Annotated in this window: 18 protein-coding genes; 12 read left to right on the plus strand and 6 right to left on the minus strand. The window is 39.3% G+C overall.

Annotation, left to right across the window (positions count from 1 at the left end):
• Positions 1 to 7 precede the first annotated feature (7 nt).
• Positions 8 to 3,784, plus strand: a complete 3,777-nt coding sequence (gene rpoC, locus GVV19_RS08510; RefSeq protein ID WP_159634330.1) for a DNA-directed RNA polymerase subunit beta' — start codon at positions 8 to 10, stop codon at positions 3,782 to 3,784.
• Between the two features lie 188 nt (positions 3,785 to 3,972).
• Positions 3,973 to 7,041 (plus strand): polysaccharide lyase family 8 super-sandwich domain-containing protein, encoded by a 3,069-nt coding sequence (locus tag GVV19_RS08515; protein ID WP_159647049.1) that lies wholly within the window; start codon positions 3,973 to 3,975, stop codon positions 7,039 to 7,041.
• Positions 7,042 to 7,142: 101 nt separating this feature from the next.
• On the opposite strand, the gene GVV19_RS08520 is transcribed toward GVV19_RS08515, so the two are convergent.
• From GVV19_RS08520 to GVV19_RS08540, 5 genes are read right to left on the minus strand one after another with little or no spacing between them, the layout of a single operon-like run.
• Positions 7,143 to 7,814, minus strand: coding sequence for a DUF6198 family protein (locus GVV19_RS08520; protein WP_159634324.1), 672 nt, complete (start codon positions 7,812 to 7,814; stop codon positions 7,143 to 7,145).
• 18 nt (positions 7,815 to 7,832) lie between these two features.
• The gene (locus GVV19_RS08525; RefSeq protein WP_159647051.1) at positions 7,833 to 8,471 is read right to left on the minus strand and encodes an RpiB/LacA/LacB family sugar-phosphate isomerase; all 639 of its coding nucleotides are present in this window, start codon (positions 8,469 to 8,471) and stop codon (positions 7,833 to 7,835) included.
• Positions 8,472 to 8,502: 31 nt separating this feature from the next.
• Positions 8,503 to 9,297 (minus strand): gluconate 5-dehydrogenase, encoded by a 795-nt coding sequence (locus tag GVV19_RS08530; RefSeq protein WP_159639701.1) that lies wholly within the window; start codon positions 9,295 to 9,297, stop codon positions 8,503 to 8,505.
• A gap of 19 nt (positions 9,298 to 9,316) precedes the next feature.
• The gene (locus GVV19_RS08535) at positions 9,317 to 10,339 is read right to left on the minus strand and encodes a sugar kinase (protein ID WP_159647053.1); all 1,023 of its coding nucleotides are present in this window, start codon (positions 10,337 to 10,339) and stop codon (positions 9,317 to 9,319) included.
• Between the two features lie 14 nt (positions 10,340 to 10,353).
• Entirely contained in the window at positions 10,354 to 11,319 is a 966-nt protein-coding gene (locus GVV19_RS08540; protein WP_159647055.1) for a bifunctional 4-hydroxy-2-oxoglutarate aldolase/2-dehydro-3-deoxy-phosphogluconate aldolase, read from the minus strand.
• A gap of 283 nt (positions 11,320 to 11,602) precedes the next feature.
• Between GVV19_RS08540 and GVV19_RS08545 the strand changes: the two genes are divergently transcribed.
• From GVV19_RS08545 to GVV19_RS08590, 10 genes are all read left to right on the plus strand, one after another.
• Positions 11,603 to 12,799 (plus strand): glycoside hydrolase family 88 protein, encoded by a 1,197-nt coding sequence (locus GVV19_RS08545; RefSeq protein WP_159634310.1) that lies wholly within the window; start codon positions 11,603 to 11,605, stop codon positions 12,797 to 12,799.
• A gap of 16 nt (positions 12,800 to 12,815) precedes the next feature.
• Positions 12,816 to 13,307, plus strand: a complete 492-nt coding sequence (locus tag GVV19_RS08550) for a PTS sugar transporter subunit IIB (RefSeq protein ID WP_159634307.1) — start codon at positions 12,816 to 12,818, stop codon at positions 13,305 to 13,307.
• Positions 13,308 to 13,321: 14 nt separating this feature from the next.
• On the plus strand, positions 13,322 to 14,101 hold the full coding sequence (locus GVV19_RS08555) for a PTS mannose/fructose/sorbose/N-acetylgalactosamine transporter subunit IIC (protein ID WP_159639698.1): 780 nt from the start codon (positions 13,322 to 13,324) through the stop codon (positions 14,099 to 14,101).
• Positions 14,088 to 14,906 carry a PTS system mannose/fructose/sorbose family transporter subunit IID gene (locus GVV19_RS08560; protein WP_159634303.1) on the plus strand — a complete coding sequence of 273 codons (819 nt, stop codon included), beginning with the start codon at positions 14,088 to 14,090 and terminating at the stop codon, positions 14,904 to 14,906. Before GVV19_RS08555 ends, GVV19_RS08560 begins: the two co-directional genes overlap by 14 nt.
• 48 nt (positions 14,907 to 14,954) lie before the next feature.
• The gene (locus tag GVV19_RS08565; RefSeq protein ID WP_159647057.1) at positions 14,955 to 16,808 is read left to right on the plus strand and encodes an alginate lyase family protein; all 1,854 of its coding nucleotides are present in this window, start codon (positions 14,955 to 14,957) and stop codon (positions 16,806 to 16,808) included.
• An 8-nt stretch (positions 16,809 to 16,816) separates the two neighbouring features.
• Positions 16,817 to 17,836: a LacI family DNA-binding transcriptional regulator gene (locus GVV19_RS08570; RefSeq protein WP_159639695.1), complete on the plus strand. Its 1,020-nt coding sequence runs from the start codon at positions 16,817 to 16,819 to the stop codon at positions 17,834 to 17,836.
• 97 nt (positions 17,837 to 17,933) lie between these two features.
• The gene (locus GVV19_RS08575; protein ID WP_159639694.1) at positions 17,934 to 18,950 is read left to right on the plus strand and encodes a LacI family DNA-binding transcriptional regulator; all 1,017 of its coding nucleotides are present in this window, start codon (positions 17,934 to 17,936) and stop codon (positions 18,948 to 18,950) included.
• A gap of 126 nt (positions 18,951 to 19,076) precedes the next feature.
• Positions 19,077 to 19,844: an inositol monophosphatase family protein gene (locus tag GVV19_RS08580; RefSeq protein WP_159639693.1), complete on the plus strand. Its 768-nt coding sequence runs from the start codon at positions 19,077 to 19,079 to the stop codon at positions 19,842 to 19,844.
• On the plus strand, positions 19,841 to 20,611 hold the full coding sequence (locus GVV19_RS08585; protein ID WP_159647059.1) for an inositol monophosphatase family protein: 771 nt from the start codon (positions 19,841 to 19,843) through the stop codon (positions 20,609 to 20,611). The genes GVV19_RS08580 and GVV19_RS08585 overlap by 4 nt, the downstream gene beginning before the upstream one ends.
• Positions 20,612 to 20,622: 11 nt before the next feature.
• Positions 20,623 to 21,438 (plus strand): alpha/beta hydrolase, encoded by an 816-nt coding sequence (locus tag GVV19_RS08590; RefSeq protein ID WP_159647061.1) that lies wholly within the window; start codon positions 20,623 to 20,625, stop codon positions 21,436 to 21,438.
• Between the two features lie 67 nt (positions 21,439 to 21,505).
• Here the strand turns inward: GVV19_RS08590 and GVV19_RS10900 are convergent.
• Positions 21,506 to 21,591 (minus strand): IS3 family transposase (locus GVV19_RS10900; protein ID WP_328598615.1); only part of this gene is annotated, 86 nt, incomplete at its 5' end.

The raw sequence follows: 21,591 nt of genomic DNA on the forward strand, positions 1-21,591 counted from the left end.
GATGTTGATGAGTAGTAATAAAGAGTTTGCCTCAATCCAATTGGCCTTGGCTTCACCAGAACGCATCCTTGAATGGTCGCACGGTGAAGTTAAGAAACCTGAAACAATTAACTACCGTTCACAAAAACCAGAACGTGACGGTTTATTCTGCGAGCGCATTTTCGGTCCAACAAAGGACTGGGAATGCTACTGTGGAAAATATAAAAAAGTACGTTACCGCGGTGTAATTTGTGACCGCTGTGGTGTTGAAGTAACAAAATCAGCTGTACGTCGTGAACGTATGGGTCATATTACTTTAGCAGCTCCAGTTGCTCACATTTGGTACTTACGTGGAATTCCTTCACGTATGAGTTTATTATTAAACATCACACCAAAAGTATTGGAAGAAGTTGTTTACTTTGTAAAATGGGTTGTTACAGATCCAAAAAACTCAACACTTCAATACAAACAAATCATTGACGACCGCGAATACCGCGATTATGTTAATGAATTTGGACACAATGGTTTTGTCGCACAAGCAGGTGCTGAAGCGGTAAAAACATTACTTGAAGAAATGGACTTAGAAGCAGAACGTAATGATGTTCTTGCGCAACTTGAATCAGCAAAAGGGGATAAACGTAAACGTTTAATTCGCCGTCTTGAAACAGTAGAGGCTTTTGTAAATTCAAACAATCAACCAGAATGGATGGTGCTCACTGAGCTTCCAGTCATTCCACCAGATTTACGACCAATGTTACAACTTGATGGTGGCCGTTTCGCAGCATCTGATGCTAACGACCTTTACCGTCGTGTAATTACACGTAACAACCGTCTAAAACGTCTCTTAGAAATGGGAACCCCACAAGTTATCGTTCAAAACGAGAAACGTATGCTTCAAGAAGCTGTGGATGCACTTATTGATAACGGACGTCGTTCAAAACCTGTTACAGGTGCTGGTGGACGTGCATTAAAATCACTATCACACAGTCTTAAAGGGAAACAAGGTCGTTTCCGTGCTAACTTGCTTGGAAAACGTGTTGACTTCTCAGGTCGTTCAGTTATTGCTGTTGGACCAGACTTAAAAATGTACGAATGTGGTATTCCAAAAGAGATGGCAATTACACTCTTTAAACCATTCGTCGTCAACGAAATGAAAGTTCGTGGAATCAGCAACAACGCGAAAGCAGCTGAAAAACTTATCGAGCGTCAAGACCCTCGTGTTTGGGATATTGTTGAAGAAGTTATTCAACATCACCCAGTTCTCTTGAACCGTGCCCCTACACTTCACCGTCTTGGTATTCAAGCCTTTAAACCAAAAATGATCGAAGGTCGTGCAATTCGTCTTCACCCTCTTGTAACACCTGCGTTTAATGCGGACTTTGATGGTGACCAAATGGCGGTTCACGTTCCGTTGTCAGAAATGGCACAAGCTGAGGCAGAATTACTCATGCTTGGATCACGCAATATTCTTGGACCAAAAGATGGAAAACCTATCGTTACACCATCACAAGATATGGTTCTTGGAAACTTCTACCTTAACATGGAACAATCGCCAGAAGAATTCTATGAAAAGGCAGACAAATTTGAAGCACGTGGCGACTTAACGGAAGCTGCGAAATGGCGTCGTTACGGTGATAACCAAGGGAAATCATTCCGTAATACTTCAGAAGCACACCTAGCATACGAAAACGAAGTAATTCACTTCCATACACGTATTAGTGTTCGTGCGTCATCGTTATCGAAGAAAACATTTAGCGCAAAACAAAACGACTTGTACTTAGTGACAACACTTGGAAAACTGATCTTTAATGAAATGTTCCCAAGTGACTTCCCATACCTCAATGAAGTTACAGCAGATAACTTCAAGGCTACACCAGATAAATTCTTTGTGCAGCCAGGTCAAGATGTTCGTGAAGTCATTGCAGCAATGCCATTGAATAACGACTTCAAGAAAAAAGACTTAGAGAAAATCATCAAAGAAATCTTTGATCGTTACTCACTAACCAAAACATCCGAAATCCTCGATAACATCAAAGACCTCGGATTCAAATATTCAACAATTGCAGGTATTACAGTTTCACTTAGCGATATCAACGTTGCGCCTAATAAAGCAAAATACGTTGAAGAAGGTAAAGAGAAAGCTGCACGCCTTATGGTTCTTTACAAACGTGGACGTTTGACTGCCCAAGAATGGGAAGGTAAACTCATGTCATTGTGGGATGGAATCAAAAACCGTGTTGGTGCTGAGTTAATGGAAAACCTACCACGCCAAAACCCTATCAACATGATGGCGACATCAGGAGCTCGTGGTAACGTTTCGAACTTTACGCAGCTTGCTGGTATGCGTGGTCTGATGGGGAAACCAACACAATCTAAATCAAAAGCTGGTTATCAACCATCAATTATTGAGGTTCCAATTTATTCTTCATTCCGTGAGGGATTGAACGTTAGTGAATTCTTCGTTTCAACCCACGGTGTGCGTAAAGGTCTAACCGATACAGCGCTTAAAACTGCTGAATCAGGATACCTCACACGTCGTCTTGTCGATGTTGCTCAAGATGTTACCATCGTTGAGGAAGATTGCTACACAGATAACGGATATGTCGTTCAAGAAATTGTCGATCGTAAATCTAACTCAGTCGTTGAGTCATTACACGACCGTCTTGTCGGACGTTACATTAAAGAAACAATCGTTGATCCAATGACACGTGAAGTAATCATTGAAGAAGACGAATTTGTTGATGAATTAACTGCAAAACGCATCGTTAATGCTGGAGTTAAGCAAGTACGTATTCGTTCAGTCTTTACATGTGAATCTAAACATGGATCATGTGTAAAATGTTATGGACGTAATATGGCTACAGGTGAAGATGTTGAAGTTGGAGAAGCAATTGGTATCGTTGCGGCACAATCAATTGGGGAACCAGGAACTCAACTTACAATGCGTACCTTCCATACCGGTGGGGTTGCCGTTGCAGGTGGAGAAGATATTACTCAAGGTCTTCCTCGTGTTGAAGAATTGTTCGAAGCACGTTCACCGAAGTTACCTGCAGTTATCTCAGAAATTCATGGAAACATTACAGATATTCATCCAGCCGAAGATGGATTGGGTTATGTCATTACTGTTACCAATGAAACTCGTACAGTAGAACACTTAACATTACCACACCAACCTGCTCGTTCATGGTTGAAAGTTGGTTCAGAAGTTGAAGCTGGAGATAAATTGACAGAAGGATCAGTTGATCCTAAGAAACTTATGGAATATGCTGGACGTCTCGCAGTTCAACAATACATCCTTAAAGAAGTTAAGAAAGTTTACCAAAGTGGTGGTATTGAAATCTCAGATAAACATATCGAGGTTATGATTAACCAAATGATGCGTAAAATCATCGTTATCGACGGACAAGACACAGGAATCTCTCCTGGTGTACAAATGCACGTTGAACGGATGCAAGATATCAATACAGAAATCCTCATGGAAGGTAAAAACCCAGCACGTTACCGCGCTGTCCTTCTCGGTATTTCAAAAGCCTCTGTTGAAACAGAAAGCTTCTTATCAGCTGCTTCATTCCAAGAAACTACAAAAGTTCTTACAGATGCAGCAATTAAATCGAAAATTGATCCACTTATGGGTCTTAAAGAGAATGTTATCATCGGTAAGAAAATTCCGGCTGGTACTGGATCAGTTCTCTACCGTGAATCTACAGAGCGCGTCAAGGAATTGGCAGCACGCTTGAAAGAAGAACGTGAAGAACGAAATGCAGTCCAAGAAGAAGATTCAATGATGAGCGAATTTATTCGTTAACATAATACAAAAATAGACAACTTCGGTTGTCTATTTTTGTATATTCAAGTAAATGCTCTGAATATTATGCTATCTTGCGATAAGTTATATGAAAATTGCGATTAGAACCTTGCAAAAGTGAAAGCGTTATCATATAATGTATGAGTAAACCGGTTTAGTGGACGCTAAGGAAGGGTTACAGGTAAAATATGAAAATCAAAAAATTAATGGCGATGTTTATCGCAATTCTTTTAGGTGTCACCATACTACAACCGATTCCTGTGAAAGCACAGGAACAATCTACTGGCGATTTAGATCAGATCGTAGAGAACTTTGAAATTTATCTCTTAGGAAATGCAACGATCAATAATGATCCAATGAGTAAAAATAAAATTAATGATATTATCAAAAAAGGGACTGCAAACCGTCCATCCTTTGATAAATCGCAGAATGCGGTTTATCCAGGTGTTGAATTAGATAATACTGGTGGGACTGAGCACGTTGTTGCGAAACTGTCAGCAAACTTAGAAACAACCTATAAGAACTTATATGCAGTTGCTTTAGCTTATGGTACAGAAGCTGAAGGAAATACACTCTATAAGAACCCCGAAGTCTATGCTGAATTGGTAGATACGTTGTCATGGATTCATGATAAATATTTAAAAGATACCGATAATGGATACTACGGAAACTGGTATAGTTGGGAAATCGGAATGCCGATGAACTTAACTAAAATTCTATTTATTCTTCGTGATGAAATTGCACCTGAATTTATTACCGATTCAATTACAATGATGGATGCGTATATCCGTGGCGATGAACAATTAGGTTCATCACTAATTGGTGATGTAAATCTCGATGCACGTCAACATACCGGAGCGAACCTTACAGATATTACATTTAACCGTATTATCCAAGGTGCAATTACTGGTGATGTAAAACGTGTAGATAAAGCCGTTAAAGATATGATGACGGTATTTAATACTATAGATCCCAATGATCTCCAACATGGCGTTACTGATGGTTTCTATGAAGATGGATCATTTATTCAACACTCAACCGTTGCCTATACAGGATCATATGGAAAAGTACTTCTCGGTCGTATTGCGCAATTAGTAACTGTTTTGAACAATACACAATGGCAAGATGATACACTCATGAATACTGTTGAAGAGTGGGTTTATCGTGGCTTTGGTCCTGTCATGTACGAAGGGTACATGATGGAAATTGTTAAAGGACGTGCAGTATCCCGAACAGGTACTGGTTATGCAGATGGTGCTGGTGTCGTTGAAGCGCTTGTTCAGCTCTCATTAGGCATGAATGATGCATCAAAATCTAAGATGCAAAGTTATGTTAAGTATTTAATTACAATTCCCGAATTTAAAGTAAATACAAATAGTTTCGTATCGGTAAGTAATATTTTTGCCTATGAACATATTAAGCAAGATGGTTCAATTATTGGTGTGAATCCTATCGATGCAAATTCTCATTTCGCTTTTAACTTGATGGATAAATCCGTTCATTTACGTGACGATTATGCATTCTCACTAGCACGTAGTTCAACACGTGTATCGAAATATGAATACATGTCTGGAGAAAACTTGCGTTCATGGTTCCAAGGAGATGGTGCTTACTATCTTTATCAAAGCGGTGTAGATCAAACCGATGTATATGGCATTGACTTCTTTGCAACCGTTGATCATTACAAACTTCCGGGAACCACAACCGTGAATGCAAAGCGTAAAACAATGCCTGAACTTTATGGCACTGATTTCTATCTCCATGAACCTGAATTTACATCAGGGTCTGTAACACAGAATAAGTATGTTTACTTCCCACTAGGAACCAATGAGTTTTCAGGAAGTGCAACTTTAGATAATCTTGCAGTTTCTGGAATGCAATTGGGTGATGAGGAATCGTACAAAGATCGTGATAGCTTACCTGCAGATTTTGTAACCTATAAAAATGCGGAAGCAAACAAATCATGGTTCATGTTTGATGATGAGATTGTTGTATTAGGATCAAACATTCATGATATCGAAGGTCGTGATATGAAAACTACAGTCGATAATAGAATGTATGATGTCACTGATACCTTACAGGTCGATTCCAATAAAGGGGTCCTATCAAATGGATCTCATGAAGGACTTGAGTGGATTAGTGTTGCATCGGATGATTCGAAACGTGATGTAACGTATAAATTCTATGATGATAACGCAGTATCTTTTGATGTTACAAACCGTACAGGGAAATACTCTGATGTTCGTAACAAAACAACAGGAACTGCTGATAAAGAAATAACAAAACAATATGCAACTGTGATGTACAACCATGATGGAAGTGAAACATCTTCATACGCATACAGCATTTTACCAAACGTTAATGCCGCAGCAATGCAAACACGTACAAACAACGATGCGGTTCGCATTCTTGAAAATAGTGATAATGTCCATGCTGTAGCTCATGACGGACTTGGTGTAGAAGGATATGTATTCTTTGAAGCTGTAACGTCAAATGACGTTACTGCAAATAACAAACTCATTATGATGCGTAAGGGAAATACATATGGAATTCAAGATCCGACGCAGGCACAAGCAACCGTTTCCTTTACAGTAAACGGTCACTTCGATGTAGCGAGTGGTGATGCAACTGCAGTCATCAACGGTGATACAACAACAGTCACAGTGAATACACATAACAAAAACGGTGTGACTCAGACAATCAATTTAACTGAAGTAGAAGTTGTTCCAGAAACAGTGACTGAACTTGTAGATGCAGCAACTGGTGTTCGTATAAAATTCGCAACGCCTCAAGTTAAAGAAGGTCTAGAACTCATTGTTTCCAAAGAAGCAGGAACATATGAAGGGCTTAGTGATGTCACAACATATGCAATCTCACTTCAACGTGATGGTGTAGATGTTGAATTGAATGAAGCAGTCACTGTAGTATTGCCTACTGATGGCCAAGCAAAATCGTTAAGAGTATTGGGTGGTCAAGACTTTAAAGATGTCATTACTTTTGAAGTTAGTGAGCAAACAATTCAATTTACAGCTAATGAACTTGGAAACTTCCTTGTGGGAACAATGATAGATCCAATTGATCCCGTGGATCCAGTCGATCCTATGACTCCAGAAGGTCCAGAAACAGGTCCTAAGGAAGAAGGAAATCTTCCGGGAACTGGAGTTGGTAATAATGGTTTAGTGATGATTGGTGCGGTTCTGGTGGTAACAGGAGCACTTGCAGTTATTCTAAATCGTAGAAAACAAATGAAACACTAATATAACGATAAAGAAACCTCCTATCATATCAGATAGGAGGTTTTATAATTGCAAAATACTTCTGATGAGAACCAAAAAAAGAGAGCATTGCTCTCTTTTTATTATGATATTTTTTCAAGGAACGCGCCAACCTTTGTGAATTGCGTAAATTCAAAACGTGATGTCAGGAAGTCTACAAAGATTTGAGACAACTTCCCGGTGAATAAGAACCCAAGGACGGTTCCAATTCCGATTCCATCTAAATGTTTGATAAATAACAGTGTGACCACTAGGGAAATGGTCAAGGATACACCATCATAACGCATACGAACGAAGTGTACTGACTTCTTGGAGGCGTCAACAACTTCACGTACAAATAAATCAAAAGGTTGGATAGGAAGCTTGCAGAGTAGGAAGAATGCAGCTCCTATAGCGGTTCCTACAAGGCCCACTCCCAGGCATAATACGCGGAACGGAAGTGAAGTAGGGATGAGTGCAATTAATGGTGCTGTTAGATCAACAGAGTAACCAAATAGAATTGCAACAAAGAAGGAGAGAATATACCCAATCTTAAAACGTCGAGTAATCAGCATCATCACAAGCAGTGTGAGACTTTGAATGATAATCGTCCAAGTCCCAAGTGATGTAATTGGAAACGCAACGGATAAGACATAGGGTACGGAGGAAAGGGTGGAAATCCCAAATCCTCCGTGTACTAATAAGTTCAAGTTAATACTGTTGTAAACAATCGCAATTAAGAGTGCGAGTTCTCCACTAAATTTCTTTTTAGACATGAGCGCTTACGATTTTCATTAATCTAAAATTGATTTAAGGTAATCAGAGATTTCTTGATCTTGTGATGCTTCGAAGAAATATTCTTTAAATTCAGGGTAATTGATAGCTGAATTAAGGAAATCTTGATCGATTTCTTTAAGAATGGTAATTAAAGGACGGTGTGTAACAGCCTTAACGCCATCTAAAATCTTTTTGTTACGTTGTTCAGGAATAACACGGTCTTTTGGATATCCACCTCCAAAAGGCTCTGAGAATAATTTTTCGAATGTGTAGTTTAGGTTTACTTCACCACCCCATCCGAAACCTTGTGCGAATGGCATTGCAATACAGTTTCCATCGTTTACTTGACCAAAGAGGTATGCATCAAGTGGTGATGTTACATGACCACATAAGACATTTGGAAATGAGTTGGCTGCAAGCATTGCACCCTGACCAGTTCCACATCCTGTAACGACGAAATCAACAGCTTTTGTTGTAAGTAGGATTGATGCAAGAAGACCGTTTTGTACATAAGTGAGTTGGTGATCTTGTTCGTTTGAGTACATACCGTAGTTTACAACAGTATGTCCTTTTTTCTCTGCTTCTTGTTTGAGAGAAGTATAAATAATTTCATTTTTTGATGCTTGCGAATTTTCATTAATTAATGCGATTTTCATTGAATCCTCCTAGATATTTAAATGACGAATACTATTCGGGTTGTTTACCGATATACGCTAAGATACCACCATCAACGTATAATACGTGACCGTTAACAAAGTCTGAAGCATTGGATGCTAAGAATACTGCAGGTCCCATTAAGTCTTCAGGTGTTCCCCAACGTGCAGCTGGTGTTTTTGAAATAATGAAGCTATTGAATGGATGTCCATCAACGCGTAATGGTGCAGTTTGTGGTGTTTCGATGTAACCAGGGCCAATTCCATTACATTGGATATTGTGCTCGCCGTACTCTGAAGCAATGTTACGTGTTAACATTTTAAGACCACCTTTAGCAGCTGCATATGCAGATACTGTTTCACGGCCTAATTCACTCATCATTGAGCAAATGTTGATAATTTTACCTGCATTTTTTTCAATCATGCTTGGTAAGACTGCTTTAGCCATGATGAATGGACCTGTTAAGTCGATATCGATAACTTGACGCCAGTCTTGAACACTCATTTCTACCATTGGAATACGTTTGATGATTCCAGCGTTGTTTACAAGAATGTCGACAGAACCAACTTCTGCTTCAATTTGTTTGATCATTGCTTGAACTTGTTCTTCGTTCGTAACGTCGCAAACGTATCCGTGTGCTTTGATTCCGATTGCTTCGTATTCTGCAAGTCCTTTGTTTACTAAGTCTTGATTAATGTCATTAAAGACGATTGTTGCACCAGCTTCAGCAAATCCTGTAGCTAATGCTAAACCAATACCATATGAAGCACCTGTAACAAGTGCTACTTTTCCGTCTAAACGGAAGTTATCCATTTTAAATGTTGTCATAATAATTGTCCTGTCCTTTTTAGCGTTGTACGCGTCCTGATCCGTCACCTTGAACTAATGTCATGACTTCTTCAACGGTAACGCGGTTGAAGTCGCCTTCGATTGAATGTTTGAGGCAGCTTGCTGCTGTCGCAAAGTTAATGGCATCTTGGTTGTTCATTTCATGAGTTAGTGCATAAATAAGCCCAGCTCCAAAGCTATCGCCACCACCGACACGGTCGACAATATGCATATTGTAACGGGGTGTAAAATATGCCGTACCGTCTGCATAAAGCATGGTTGACCAAATGTTATCGTTGGCAGTAATTGATTCACGGAGTGTAATTGCAACTTTCTTGAAGTTAAAACGCTCTGTTAGTTGTTTTGCAACACTGATGTAGTTTTCGTGGTCAATTTCACCTTGATCAACGTTCGTTGCATCAGCATGAATGCCAAATACTTTCTCTGCGTCTTCTTCGTTAGCAATCAAGACATCAACATACTCCATAAGTGTTGACATCGTATCGTTTGCTTCTTGTTGTGTCCATAATTTTTTACGGTAGTTTAAGTCACAGCTAACGGTAATTCCTAAAGCTTTTGCTGCCTTAAGTGCTTCCAAAGTAATTGCTGCAACGTTAGGGTTTAAGGCTGGTGTGATCCCTGTAAAATGGAACCAATCATGGCCTTTTAGAATTTCTAGCCAGTTGAAATCTTCTGGTTGTGCTTCAGCGATTGCGGAATGGGCACGATCGTAGATAACTTGGCTTGGACGTTGTGAAGCGCCTTTTTCAAGGTAGTAAATTCCGATACGATCACCACCACGAACAATGGATGTTGTATCCACGCCAAAGTAGCGTAGTGAATTAACAGCATTTTGTCCCATTGCATGTGCTGGAAGTTTTGTAACGAAGGAAGCATCCATCCCAAAGTTTGCTAGGGATACTGCAACGTTTGCTTCACCACCGCCATAAGTTGCTTCTAAGACATCCGCTTGTGAAAAGCGGTAATAGCCTTGTGGTGCTAAACGAAGCATAATCTCACCAAATGTAATTACTTTTTTCATAAATCCTCCTAAGCTTAAATTTCTGATTTTACAAGACGAATGTTGAAGCCGGCAATGTCACGGTTTAGTGCGACGCTTGTAATTGCTTGTGCTTTATTACGTGCGATTGTTGCTTCATTGGCATGGATGCCTTGTTTTGCAAGTTGGTAAAGGGCGCGTTCGGGATAACGTGTTTGAATCCCGAAGTATCCTAAGTTCTCGTTTGGTGCATGTAGAAATTCAAAACCTGCGTCAGATTTTGAACCAACTGCTGTCTCGTAAAATTTAAAATTAAAGAATGTTGCTAAATCTTGAGCAAGTTTTTGTGCTTGTTCTTTGGATTCGCTGTTGACGCCGATATGCATAAGTTTATACTCGAGCATAAATTTGATTGCTTCTTTAGAGAGGGTTTCAATTCCGTCCCAATCTCCTGCAGCAATTAAATCGTTCGGAAGCATAAAGCTACCGCCAATTGCAGCAACATTAGGGAGATCCAAATAGTTGTGCATATTCGATTTGTTGATGCCACCGGATGGCATAAATTTAATATGGCTGTAAGGCCCACTGAAATCTTTGAGTTTCTTGACACCGCCACTTGATTCGGCTGGGAAGAACTTAAGTGTTGTTAGACCAAATGCCATTGCAGCTTCAATTTCTGATGCTGTCTGTACTCCAGGAACAATGAGAATGTTGTGATCAACAGCCCATTTTACAACGTCAGGATTGAATCCTGGTGTCACAAGGAATTGTGCGCCAGCTTCAAGTGCCTGTTGTGCATAGTCAACGGAAGTGACAGTTCCTGCACCAATAATCATATCTGGGTAAGCGTTGCGAATTTCATGAATTGCTTGAACTGCAAATTCGCTGCGGAAGGTAATTTCCATGCAGTTGATGCCGCCTTCATTGAGGGTGTGTGCCATGGGTAGAATATCTTCCGTTTTTTGAATCTTAACAACCGGTACAATTCCAATATTTTGTATTGCGTTTAAAATATCATTCATAAGAAATCTCCTTAATAACTTTGTCCAGTGAAACTGTGTATTTAAGTACCAGTGAACCCATAATATCGCAGTAAACCGGTTTTGTCAACCGGTTTACTGAACCAAATTTTACCGATAATAATTTCGCCATTATATAAGGTTGATAATTTTCTATCTTGTGAAAAAATGGATTTTCATCACTTGTAAGCGTTTAACATTTTTTCGAAAATCTATTGACTTTCATTAATTTCAGGTCTAGTATGTGGGTGTCCAGTAAACCAGTTTATATGAATTTGGAGGAATTATGTTTAACACAGTAAAGCACGTAAATGTTGAGTCAATTTCAAGACGCGACGAATACCTAAATGCACCTAAATTGACAGAGGCAGAGCTGAAAAAAGCAATCGAAGATTCAATCGCTAAGATTGATAAAAACATTGCTTACTTCGATGGGAAGTTCCCATGGAGTGCTACAAAAGACCTCAAATATCCAATCATCGAAAACACTGATTGGACTGAAGGATTTTGGACCGGACAACTCTGGCTCGCTTATGAATATACTCAAGATGAGAAATACAAAAATCTTGCGTTGGAGCATGTTGTGTCATTCAGACATCGTCTTGATAACAATATCGAACTTGAACATCATGATTTGGGTTTCTTATATTCGCTATCATGCGTTGCCGGCTATAAATTAACAGGCAATGAGCTCGCAAAAGAAACAGCGGTTCTTGCAGCAGAAAAATTGATTACACGTTGGCAAGAAAAGGGTGAATTCATCCAAGCTTGGGGTGAATATAACAATCCTGAACACTATCGTTTTATTATCGATTGCTTGCTAAACATTCCCTTGCTCTATTGGGCAACAGAAGTCACAAACGATCCAAAGTTTGCAGACATGGCTCAACGCCATTTCCAAACAAGTATCAAGTATGTTGTTCGCGATGATGCAAGTGCTTATCATACGTATTACATGGATCCAAAAACGGGTGCACCAGTACGCGGTGCGACACGTCAAGGATACAATGATGATTCGTCATGGGCACGTGGTCAAGCATGGGGTGTTTATGGAATTCCATTAAACATTCGATACACAAAAACAAATGATGTTACCGAACTGTATAAAGGTATGACCCACTACTTCCTCAATCGTTTACCGAAAGATAATGTTCCATTCTGGGACCTCATCTTTAATGACGGTGATGATCAATCCCGTGATTCCAGTGCTGCAGCAATTGCAATTTGCGGTATGGATGAAATGAATAAATACCTTCCAAACGATGCTGATAAAGCTGTTTATGAAGGTGCTATTCAAACGATGATGCGATCATTGATTGATAACTATACAGAGGAAACTCACGAACCGGGAAATCCAGTGCTCTACCATGGTGTTTATTCATGGCATAGCGGTAAAGGTGTTGATGAAGGAAATATCTGGGGAGATTATTTCTACCTTGAAGCCCTCATGCGCTTATACAAAGATTGGAACCCATATTGGTAGATAAGAGGAGAATATTATGACACAACCAAATATTGTAATGACACGTATTGATGAACGTCTTGTACACGGACAAGGTCAATTATGGATTAAAACGCTCGGTGTAAACACTGTTATCGTTGCAAACGATGAAGCAAGCAATGATCCGATGGCGCAAACACTGATGAAAGCTGTCATTCCAAGCGGAATTGCAATGCGTTTCTTTACTGTAGAAAAAACAATTGAAGTAATTCACAAAGCGGCTCCAGCACAATCAATCTTCATCATTATTAAAGATTGTAAAGATGCATTACGTCTTGTGGAAGGTGGCGTTCCCATCAAAACCATCAACATTGGTAACATCCACAACACTGAAGGAAAAGAAAAGATTACACGCTCAATTTTCTTAGGTGCTGACGATAAAGCGCATTTAAATAAACTCGTAAACGAATACAACATTGAATTTAATACTAAAACGACCCCTCGTGGAGACGATGGATCCGTTGAAGTAGACATTAGAAAACACATTTAAATAGGAGAAAGAAAATGGAAATAACATTTATTCAAGCCGTATTAATCGGTCTATGGACAGCAGCATGTTATGCAGGGATGCTCTGGGGTGTATATACAAACCGCGCAATTTTCCTCGCATTTGGTGTTGGTGTTATCTTAGGAGATATTCAAACAGCATTACAAGTTGGTGCTATTGCTGAATTAGCATTTATGGGATTCGGAGTTGGTGCTGGTGGTACAGTTCCACCTAACCCAATTGGTCCTGGTATTATCGGTACATTAATGGCAATAACAAACCCAGCAGTTACACCAGAAAGTGCATTAGCATTATCAATGCCATTTGCTGTTGCAATTCAGTTCTTACAAACAGCAATCTATACAGTTCGTGCAGGTGCTCCTGAAGGTGCTACACGTGCTTTAGACAAACAAGATTTCCGTGGCTTTAAATTACATGCAAATATGACAATTTGGTTGTTTGCACTAGTTGGTTTCCTTCTTGGATTCCTAGGTGCATATAGCATGGAAATGTTAACAACACTTGTTGGATACATCCCAGCATGGTTACTCACAGGATTAAACGTAGCCGGTGGAATGTTACCTGCAATTGGATTTGCAATGATCTTATCTGTCATGGTTAAGAAAGAATTAATACCATTTGTATTAATGGGTTATGTTCTTGCTGCTTACTTCAAATTACCAGTTATTGGTATCGCACTCTTTGCAACAATTTTCGCACTACAACAATACAACCAAGCATCAAACAAATCAGTTGCTGCAGCTAATACGGAGGTAGGAAACGATGACTGGATCTAATACACAACTAACAAAAAAAGATTATTTTAAAACAACATTGCGTTCATACTATCTACAAAATGGATTTAACTACAGTAACTATCAAGGGTTAGGTTATGCATTAGTGCTATACCCTGGATTACGTAAAATTCATAAAGATGATGCTGACTTTGCAGAAGCATTGAAAGCAAATACAGAGTTCTATAACACAAACCCACAATTACTACCATTTATTACTTCATTACACTTGGTAATGGCTGATGAAGGGCGTCCTGAATCAGAAATTCGTGGTATTAAAATGGCGCTTATGGGACCACTTGCGGGAATTGGTGACTCGTTATCACAATTTGCGATTGCACCGCTTTTCTCAACCATCTTTGCGTCACTCGCAATGGAAGGTGTTTCAATTGCTCCAGTATTGTTCTTAATTACAATTAATGCTGTCTTATTCTCAATTCGTTATTTCATGGGATACTACGGTCATAAAGTTGGTACTTCAATCATTGATAAACTCAGTGAAAAAATGGAAGTTATCTCAAATGCCGCAAACATTATCGGTGTTACTGTTATCGCAGGTCTTGCTGCTACATTCGTAAAAATGAACGTTAAAATTTCATTTGCAGCGGGAGAAGTTATTGAAGGTGGAAAACAATCAACGGTTAATATTCAAGCACTTTTAGATAAAGTTGCACCTGCTTTACTTCCAATGTTATATACAGGTTTAATGTACTACCTAATTAAGAAAAAAGGTTGGAACACATACAAACTTGTTATCTTAACAGTTGTCATCGGAGTTGTCTTGAGCTTCTTTGGTATTTTAGGATAATTATACAGAGGAACTACCACGGTAGTTCCTTTTATCACTGGAGGATTTATGGAAAAACTTACAGAAAAATTACTCATGCAATATCGTACGTTATTGATGCACCATCGTGAGTCAATTCTGACACAAGCTGAAGATATCTTAGACGATATTTATTATTTTGTGGGAACATGGGATATGGAACGTTGTGCGACGCCATATCAGTTAAAGGATATCGATTGGGATGCTACTCCTAATGGAGATGATGAGTGGACTTTTATGTTGAACCGCATGACATTCATGCCGACACTGATTAATGCAACAGTCTTAACAGACGATCGTCGTTTCATCGCCAAAGCATGGGACTTAATTCTTGATTGGATTGATGCGCATCCTCAAATTGATGAACGTCCAAGCACTCGTACGTTGGATACAGCGATGCGTCTTGTCCATTGGCATGATGCTCAGAAGTTCTTTGATTATTATGGCTTCATAGATCATAACAAAACGATTGCATCCAGTGTATCAATGCAATTAGAGTCACTGCGGACGCGGTATATTCCCAAATATACACTCAGTAATTGGGGAAGCATCCAGACAGCCACAATCATCTATCTGTTAGGTCAAACAAACCACAAGAATGACTCACTATTCCAGTGGGCATTGTCTGAGCTTGAAACACAAGTAGCGATTCAAATTTATGAGGATGGATTGCATTGGGAACAATCGACAATGTATCATGTCGAAGTCATGATGTACCTAATGAAAGCATATAAAGGGCACCAAGAACCATGGCTTTACGAAGGTATCGTTAAAATGGCCCATGCTTTACTCATGCAACGTACGCCTCAGAATAAGATGGAAATGTTTGGGGATAGTGACAACAGTTCACTGACAGAAATGTTTACGTATTGTGGATTGTTTTTGCATGATGGAACGTTCTTAAAATTTGGCAATATCGAGACCGAGACATATTCGTATTTCTATGAGTATTTGGAGTTGGATGGATTACAAACCCAACCCATTTATCCACAGTCAGTGAATTTTGATGGTATTGCGAGTGGTATGTTTACGACCCGATCTAATTGGGATGTTGATGCTAACTTTACAATGTTTACCAATGGTTCCCTTGGCAGCGCACATGGTCATGCCGATAACTTACATATCTCTACGGTATATAACGGCGATCCGGTACTTATTGATTCGGGCCGTTATACATATCGAGAAGACGATCCGCAACGTATCGAACTCAAAGCAATGGCAGCTCATAATAGCGTTATTCTTGATGATCAGGACGCATCGGTTCCAACAGGATCATGGACCTACCGTCAATTTGTGAATCCACATAAAACTTATGTGCGTCACGAAGACGCCGTTCATTATTATGAAAGCAGTTATGATGCAGATGGATACAGTCATACACGGAAGTTGCAAATTCATGACTCTGGAATTTGGCAAATCGTGGACGAAATACATGCTAAAGGAACTCACACTGCTACCATTCGTTGGCACCTTGACCCAACATGTACGTATCAGGATGGTATTATAACTACCAAGCAGCACCATACGATAGCGATTCAAAGTGACGTGCCACTCCAAGCCGAAAAAACTGAGATGTCGTATCACTACAATGAACTCACAACGCATGATGTGTTGAGAGGCAGTGTTACGTTTGAAAATCATTGTATTCTTACAACGTTCCTGTATCCAAGTGAAAAGACATTTGAAAAATCGGAAATCATTCAAGGCGCTGGAACAATTGCGGATGCCACCGTTATTTCAGCGTATCAGATTGGTGATCTGACGTTTGTGATGGGTCATCAAGAGATAATTAAGGGTAATAAAATACTTTATAGTGCGGGAAGACCATTCCACGCAAAAGCGATAGTATTCACACCAGATAAATACTATCGAATGAAAACATAGGTGGGGATATGAAATCAAATGTACGACTAACCATTAATGATATTGCGAAATTGGCCAATACTTCCAAAACGACAGTATCTTTCTATTTAAATAACAAAACAGAAAAGATGAGTGATGAAACACGAGAGCGTATTCGCAAGGTCATCGAAGAAACAAACTATACACCAAACCCTGTTGCTCGGTCATTGAACTCCAAGAGTACAAAGCTTATTGGAGTTTTGATTGGGGACATTACAAACGATTTTGCGAACAAGATTGTTAAGGGGATTGATGATGTTGTTCAACAACATCATTATCAAGTTCTCATTGGAAATACGAACTATAACCATGAAACAGAAGTTGACTATGTATCAAGGATGCTCGAAATGGGTGTTGATGGATTCATCGTTCAACCAACCGTGCTGTTTGGTGATTTAATTGAAAAAATCCATAAAAGTGGAAAATTTCTTGTGTTCATTGACTCTCAAGTTGAGACCTTAAATCTTAATGTTATCAAAGCCAACCATAAAGAAGCAGTCTACGATACAACCAAAACGCTTGCTACGATGGGGTACGAATCATTTGTTATGATAACTGCTAATCCGAAAATTCTAAGTACCCGGATTGAACGGGTAGAAGGGTTTACGGAGGCGGTTCAAGAGCTGAATGTCGATCATCAAATCCATATCATTGAAGAGGCCGAATATAACCAAGATAAGTTAGAAATGGTGATAAAAAAATCCGTAGATACACGCAAAAAGACCCTAATATTTGTTGCGAACTACTGGCTCCTTCCAGAAGTATTTTTAGTGGCGCGTGCCTTAGAATTACCCCTTGCTCAAAATGTTGGATTAATCGGATTTGATAACACAGAATGGACAGAATATGCAACACCATCCATCACAACAATCGTGCAACCTGCCTATAAAGAAGGGCGTCGTGCTGCTGATTTGCTGATCGCATCAATTGAAAATAATACTCGGGGTCGAGAGCATACGACCCTACAATGTACCGTAAATTGGCAAGATTCTACAAAAATATGTGACTAAATGTACAAATATCGTGCATTAGAAGACATCAACTTGTTTCTCCCTTTTTGAAACATTATAATTAAGCTAACTTATGTTTTATGGGAGGTGCCTATTTATGGCTAAAAAGCCAAAAGTTACCATTAATGATATTGCACGCTTAGCACAAACATCTAAGACAACCGTCTCCTTTTACTTAAACGGTAAGTTTGACAAAATGAGTGCAGAAACAAAAGACCGTATTGCCACGGTTATCGAAGAACAACAATACCGACCAAGTGTCGCAGCGCGATCATTGAATGCTAAAAGTATGAAGCTCATTGGTGTTTTAATTGGAGATATCACCAATGATTTCGCAAACCAAATCGTCAAAGGAATTGACGAGATTGCGAAAACTCACAACTACCAACTTATTGTGGGTAATTCAAATTATACCTTTGAGAGTGAATCGGATTATATTGATCGGATGTTGTCGATGGGTGTTGACGGTTTTATTGTGCAACCAACCATCCAATTTAAAGCTTTGATTCCTAAAATTAGAGCTAATGGTAAATCGTTAGTATTTATCGATTCGCAAACAGATATGGAAAGCAATGCATGGGTTAAAACGAATAATTATGAGGCAGTGCTCGAAACAACATTTGAACTAGTGGACAAAGGTTACAATGATTTTATCCTTCTTACAGCTGATCCCAGCGTCCTCAGTACCAGAATGGAACGCAGTCGCGGTTTTACCGACGCGCTGACAATTCGAGAGCAACGCCACCGTACTCATATCGTCGATTACGATATGAGCGCTGAAGTCATTGAAACATCACTCAATGATATGATTGATCCCAATCGCAAAACATTAATTTTTGCAGCAAATTGTTGGTTGCTTGGAAATGTCTTCATGGCAGTGAAAGCACAAAGTGAAAAAATTCCAGAACAAATTGGATTGCTCGGATTTGATAATTTAGAGTGGACCAAATTTGCGTCGCCAACGGTCACAACCATCGTACAACCATCCTACGAGGAAGGAAAAGTTGCGGCATCAATTTTAATTGACAAAATTGAAGGCAAAAATGAAATGGTTCCGACCCAAATTCTCAAGTGTGATGTCAATTGGGAAGAATCAACCCAACTTAAATCATAATTTGTAACGAGATGCATCAATGCCATGATGGATCTCGTTTTTTTATGAAATGATATTTTGTGGATTTATGGTATTGCCTAAAATATCACATGATTGGTGGTATAATAATCCTACGGAGGTTCGTTTATGCAAGAAAATGTAAAATTCGCAATAGATGTCGTTTATGAGGCAGGTAAACGAATACGCCATATGATGCAAGAAGACATAAAAGTCGAAGAAAAAACGTCAAAGAGTGATCTTGTCACCAATGTGGATAAACAAACAGAAGCATTTATCGTTTCAAAGATTCAGGAGCGGTACGAAGGCCAAAACTTTTTAACAGAAGAATCAACAGTCGATATGCATGGCTCTGATCATTTGTGGATAATTGACCCAATCGATGGAACCACTAATTTTATTTATCAGAAACAGCATTTCTCAATCTCGGTCGCACATTACCATCAAGGGGCACCTATTTTTGGAATTGTTTACAATGTGATGGCAGATGAGATGTTTGTGGGTATATCGGGGGTTGGGTCGTTCTTGAATGGAGAGCGATTACCACAACTGAATCAAGACCAATTGCTTTCAGATTCTGTAATTTTCGGGGATGTGTACCGTCCAGACTTCTTTAAATTAAGTCCAGCAGAATTAAAGAAAGAGTTCATTACACACCGTTTCTACGGTTCAGGTGCGATTGAAATTGCTGAAGTTGGCGCCGGTCGGGCCCAAGCTTATGTCTTTCCTAAAATTAAGACATGGGATATCGCCGCCGCATTAATAATTCTAAAAGAAGCTGGGGGAACCTGGTATTTCGGAGGTGAGATTGATCATCTGCCGATAGATAAAAATCCTAAAGTTATTATTGCTGCAAGCAATCAACATGTACGAGATAGATTGGTGAGTTTTTTATGATAGAAGTTCCAGAAACAAAATTAGAATTTACAAAAGAACTCGTTCGCGATACCGGACGTTTAATACAAAGTCTGATGTCTCAAAATTTGAACATTGATACAAAGCAGAATGCCCATGATTTTGTAACCAATGTAGATAAACAAGCAGAAGAGTTTATGGTTGCAGCAATTCAAGCGATGTATCCAGATCAAGGCTTTATTACAGAAGAAAAAATGATTGATAATGAAGTGAAACACGATATGTGGATTATCGATCCAATTGACGGAACCACAAACTTCATTTTTCAAAAACGAAATTTCGCAATTTCAGTAGGCTATTATGAGGATGGTCAACCACAATTTGGCATTGTCTATGATGTCGTGGGTGATGAGATGTATGTGGGCATCACAGGTGAAGGATCATATCTCAATGAGCAAAAGCTTGAGCCTTTGGATCCTAAGGTCGTCCTTAAAGACGCTATTGTGAATGCAGATAATCGAATGTTCAAAACTTTTAAAGTAGATTTGGATGAACACATTATGGTTCAACGTTATCTGGGTTCTGCAGCGCTTGAGATTATAGCAGTTGCAGCAGGGCGAACCAATTCTTATATGAGCCGTCGCTTAAAACCATGGGATATTGCAGCGGCTGTAATTATTCTTAAAGAAGTTGGTGGCACATGGTACTTTGGTGAACATCATGATGCAATTGCTTATGCCGATAAACATGAAGTATTCATGAGTGGAAGCAATGCAACAATTCTTGAATCACTCATTGCACTTCGCTAGGAGGTTAGTATATGTATTTAAAATTAGACAACACAGTAAGCTTGTGGTATCAAGTTGACGCCGTTGCAAATGCAAAAGCAGTGGTTGTTATTAATCATGGGTTTGCGGAGCATACGGGCCGTTACGACTACGTAACGCACCGTCTTAACAATGCAGGGTATAGTGTTTACCGTTATGATCTTCGCGGTCATGGGCGTACTCTTGGACCTAAAGGAGATTTGGATTCATACCGAGATTTCATTAATGATGCAGATCGAATTGTTGGTATTGCACGTACAGAAAATCCTGACTTACCGATATTCATGCTCGGACATAGTATGGGTGGCTTAGTTACTGCAATGTACGGAATTACACATCCCGATACACTTCGAGGTCAAATTTTTTCCGGTCCTGCAGTGAATACGTTACCGAAAGCGGAGGGTATCAATAATTATATTCTTAAGATGGCAGGAACACTATTCCCCAAACTTAAGATAGCGAATCCGGTCGAAGATGATGTTTGTTCAGTGTCAGAAGTTGTTGAAGCATATAAAAATGATCCGATGGTCTTGAAAAAAGCAACGACCCGTTTCTTGAAAGAATTCTTGATTGAAGCACCTAGCTTTGTTCGGATGAATATTCATACTTATTCGTATCCTATGTTTTTAGCACACGGTGAAGCGGATAAAATTGTTCCCGTTGCTGTTGGGGATTATTTATTCCAAAACATTGCGTCTGAGGATAAAACCCAAAAGATCTACCCGAACTTGTATCACGAAATTCTAAACGAAAATGAGAAAGATACCATCTTAGATGATATGATTCTATGGATGGATAAACATCTATAAGCAAAGTATTGAAAAGAACCCACAAATGGAACTGACCTAGTTCCTTGGGACTCAAGAAAAAACCAAGTTAGGATGAAGCCAACCGATAATTAACGGGAGACTGATATCCTAGCTTTTCTTGTATTCGATTTTCATTGTAATATTTTAAATAGT

It is taken from the genome of Erysipelothrix anatis (genome assembly GCF_009828745.1).
Lineage (GTDB): Bacteria > Bacillota_I > Bacilli_A > Erysipelotrichales > Erysipelotrichaceae > Erysipelothrix > Erysipelothrix anatis.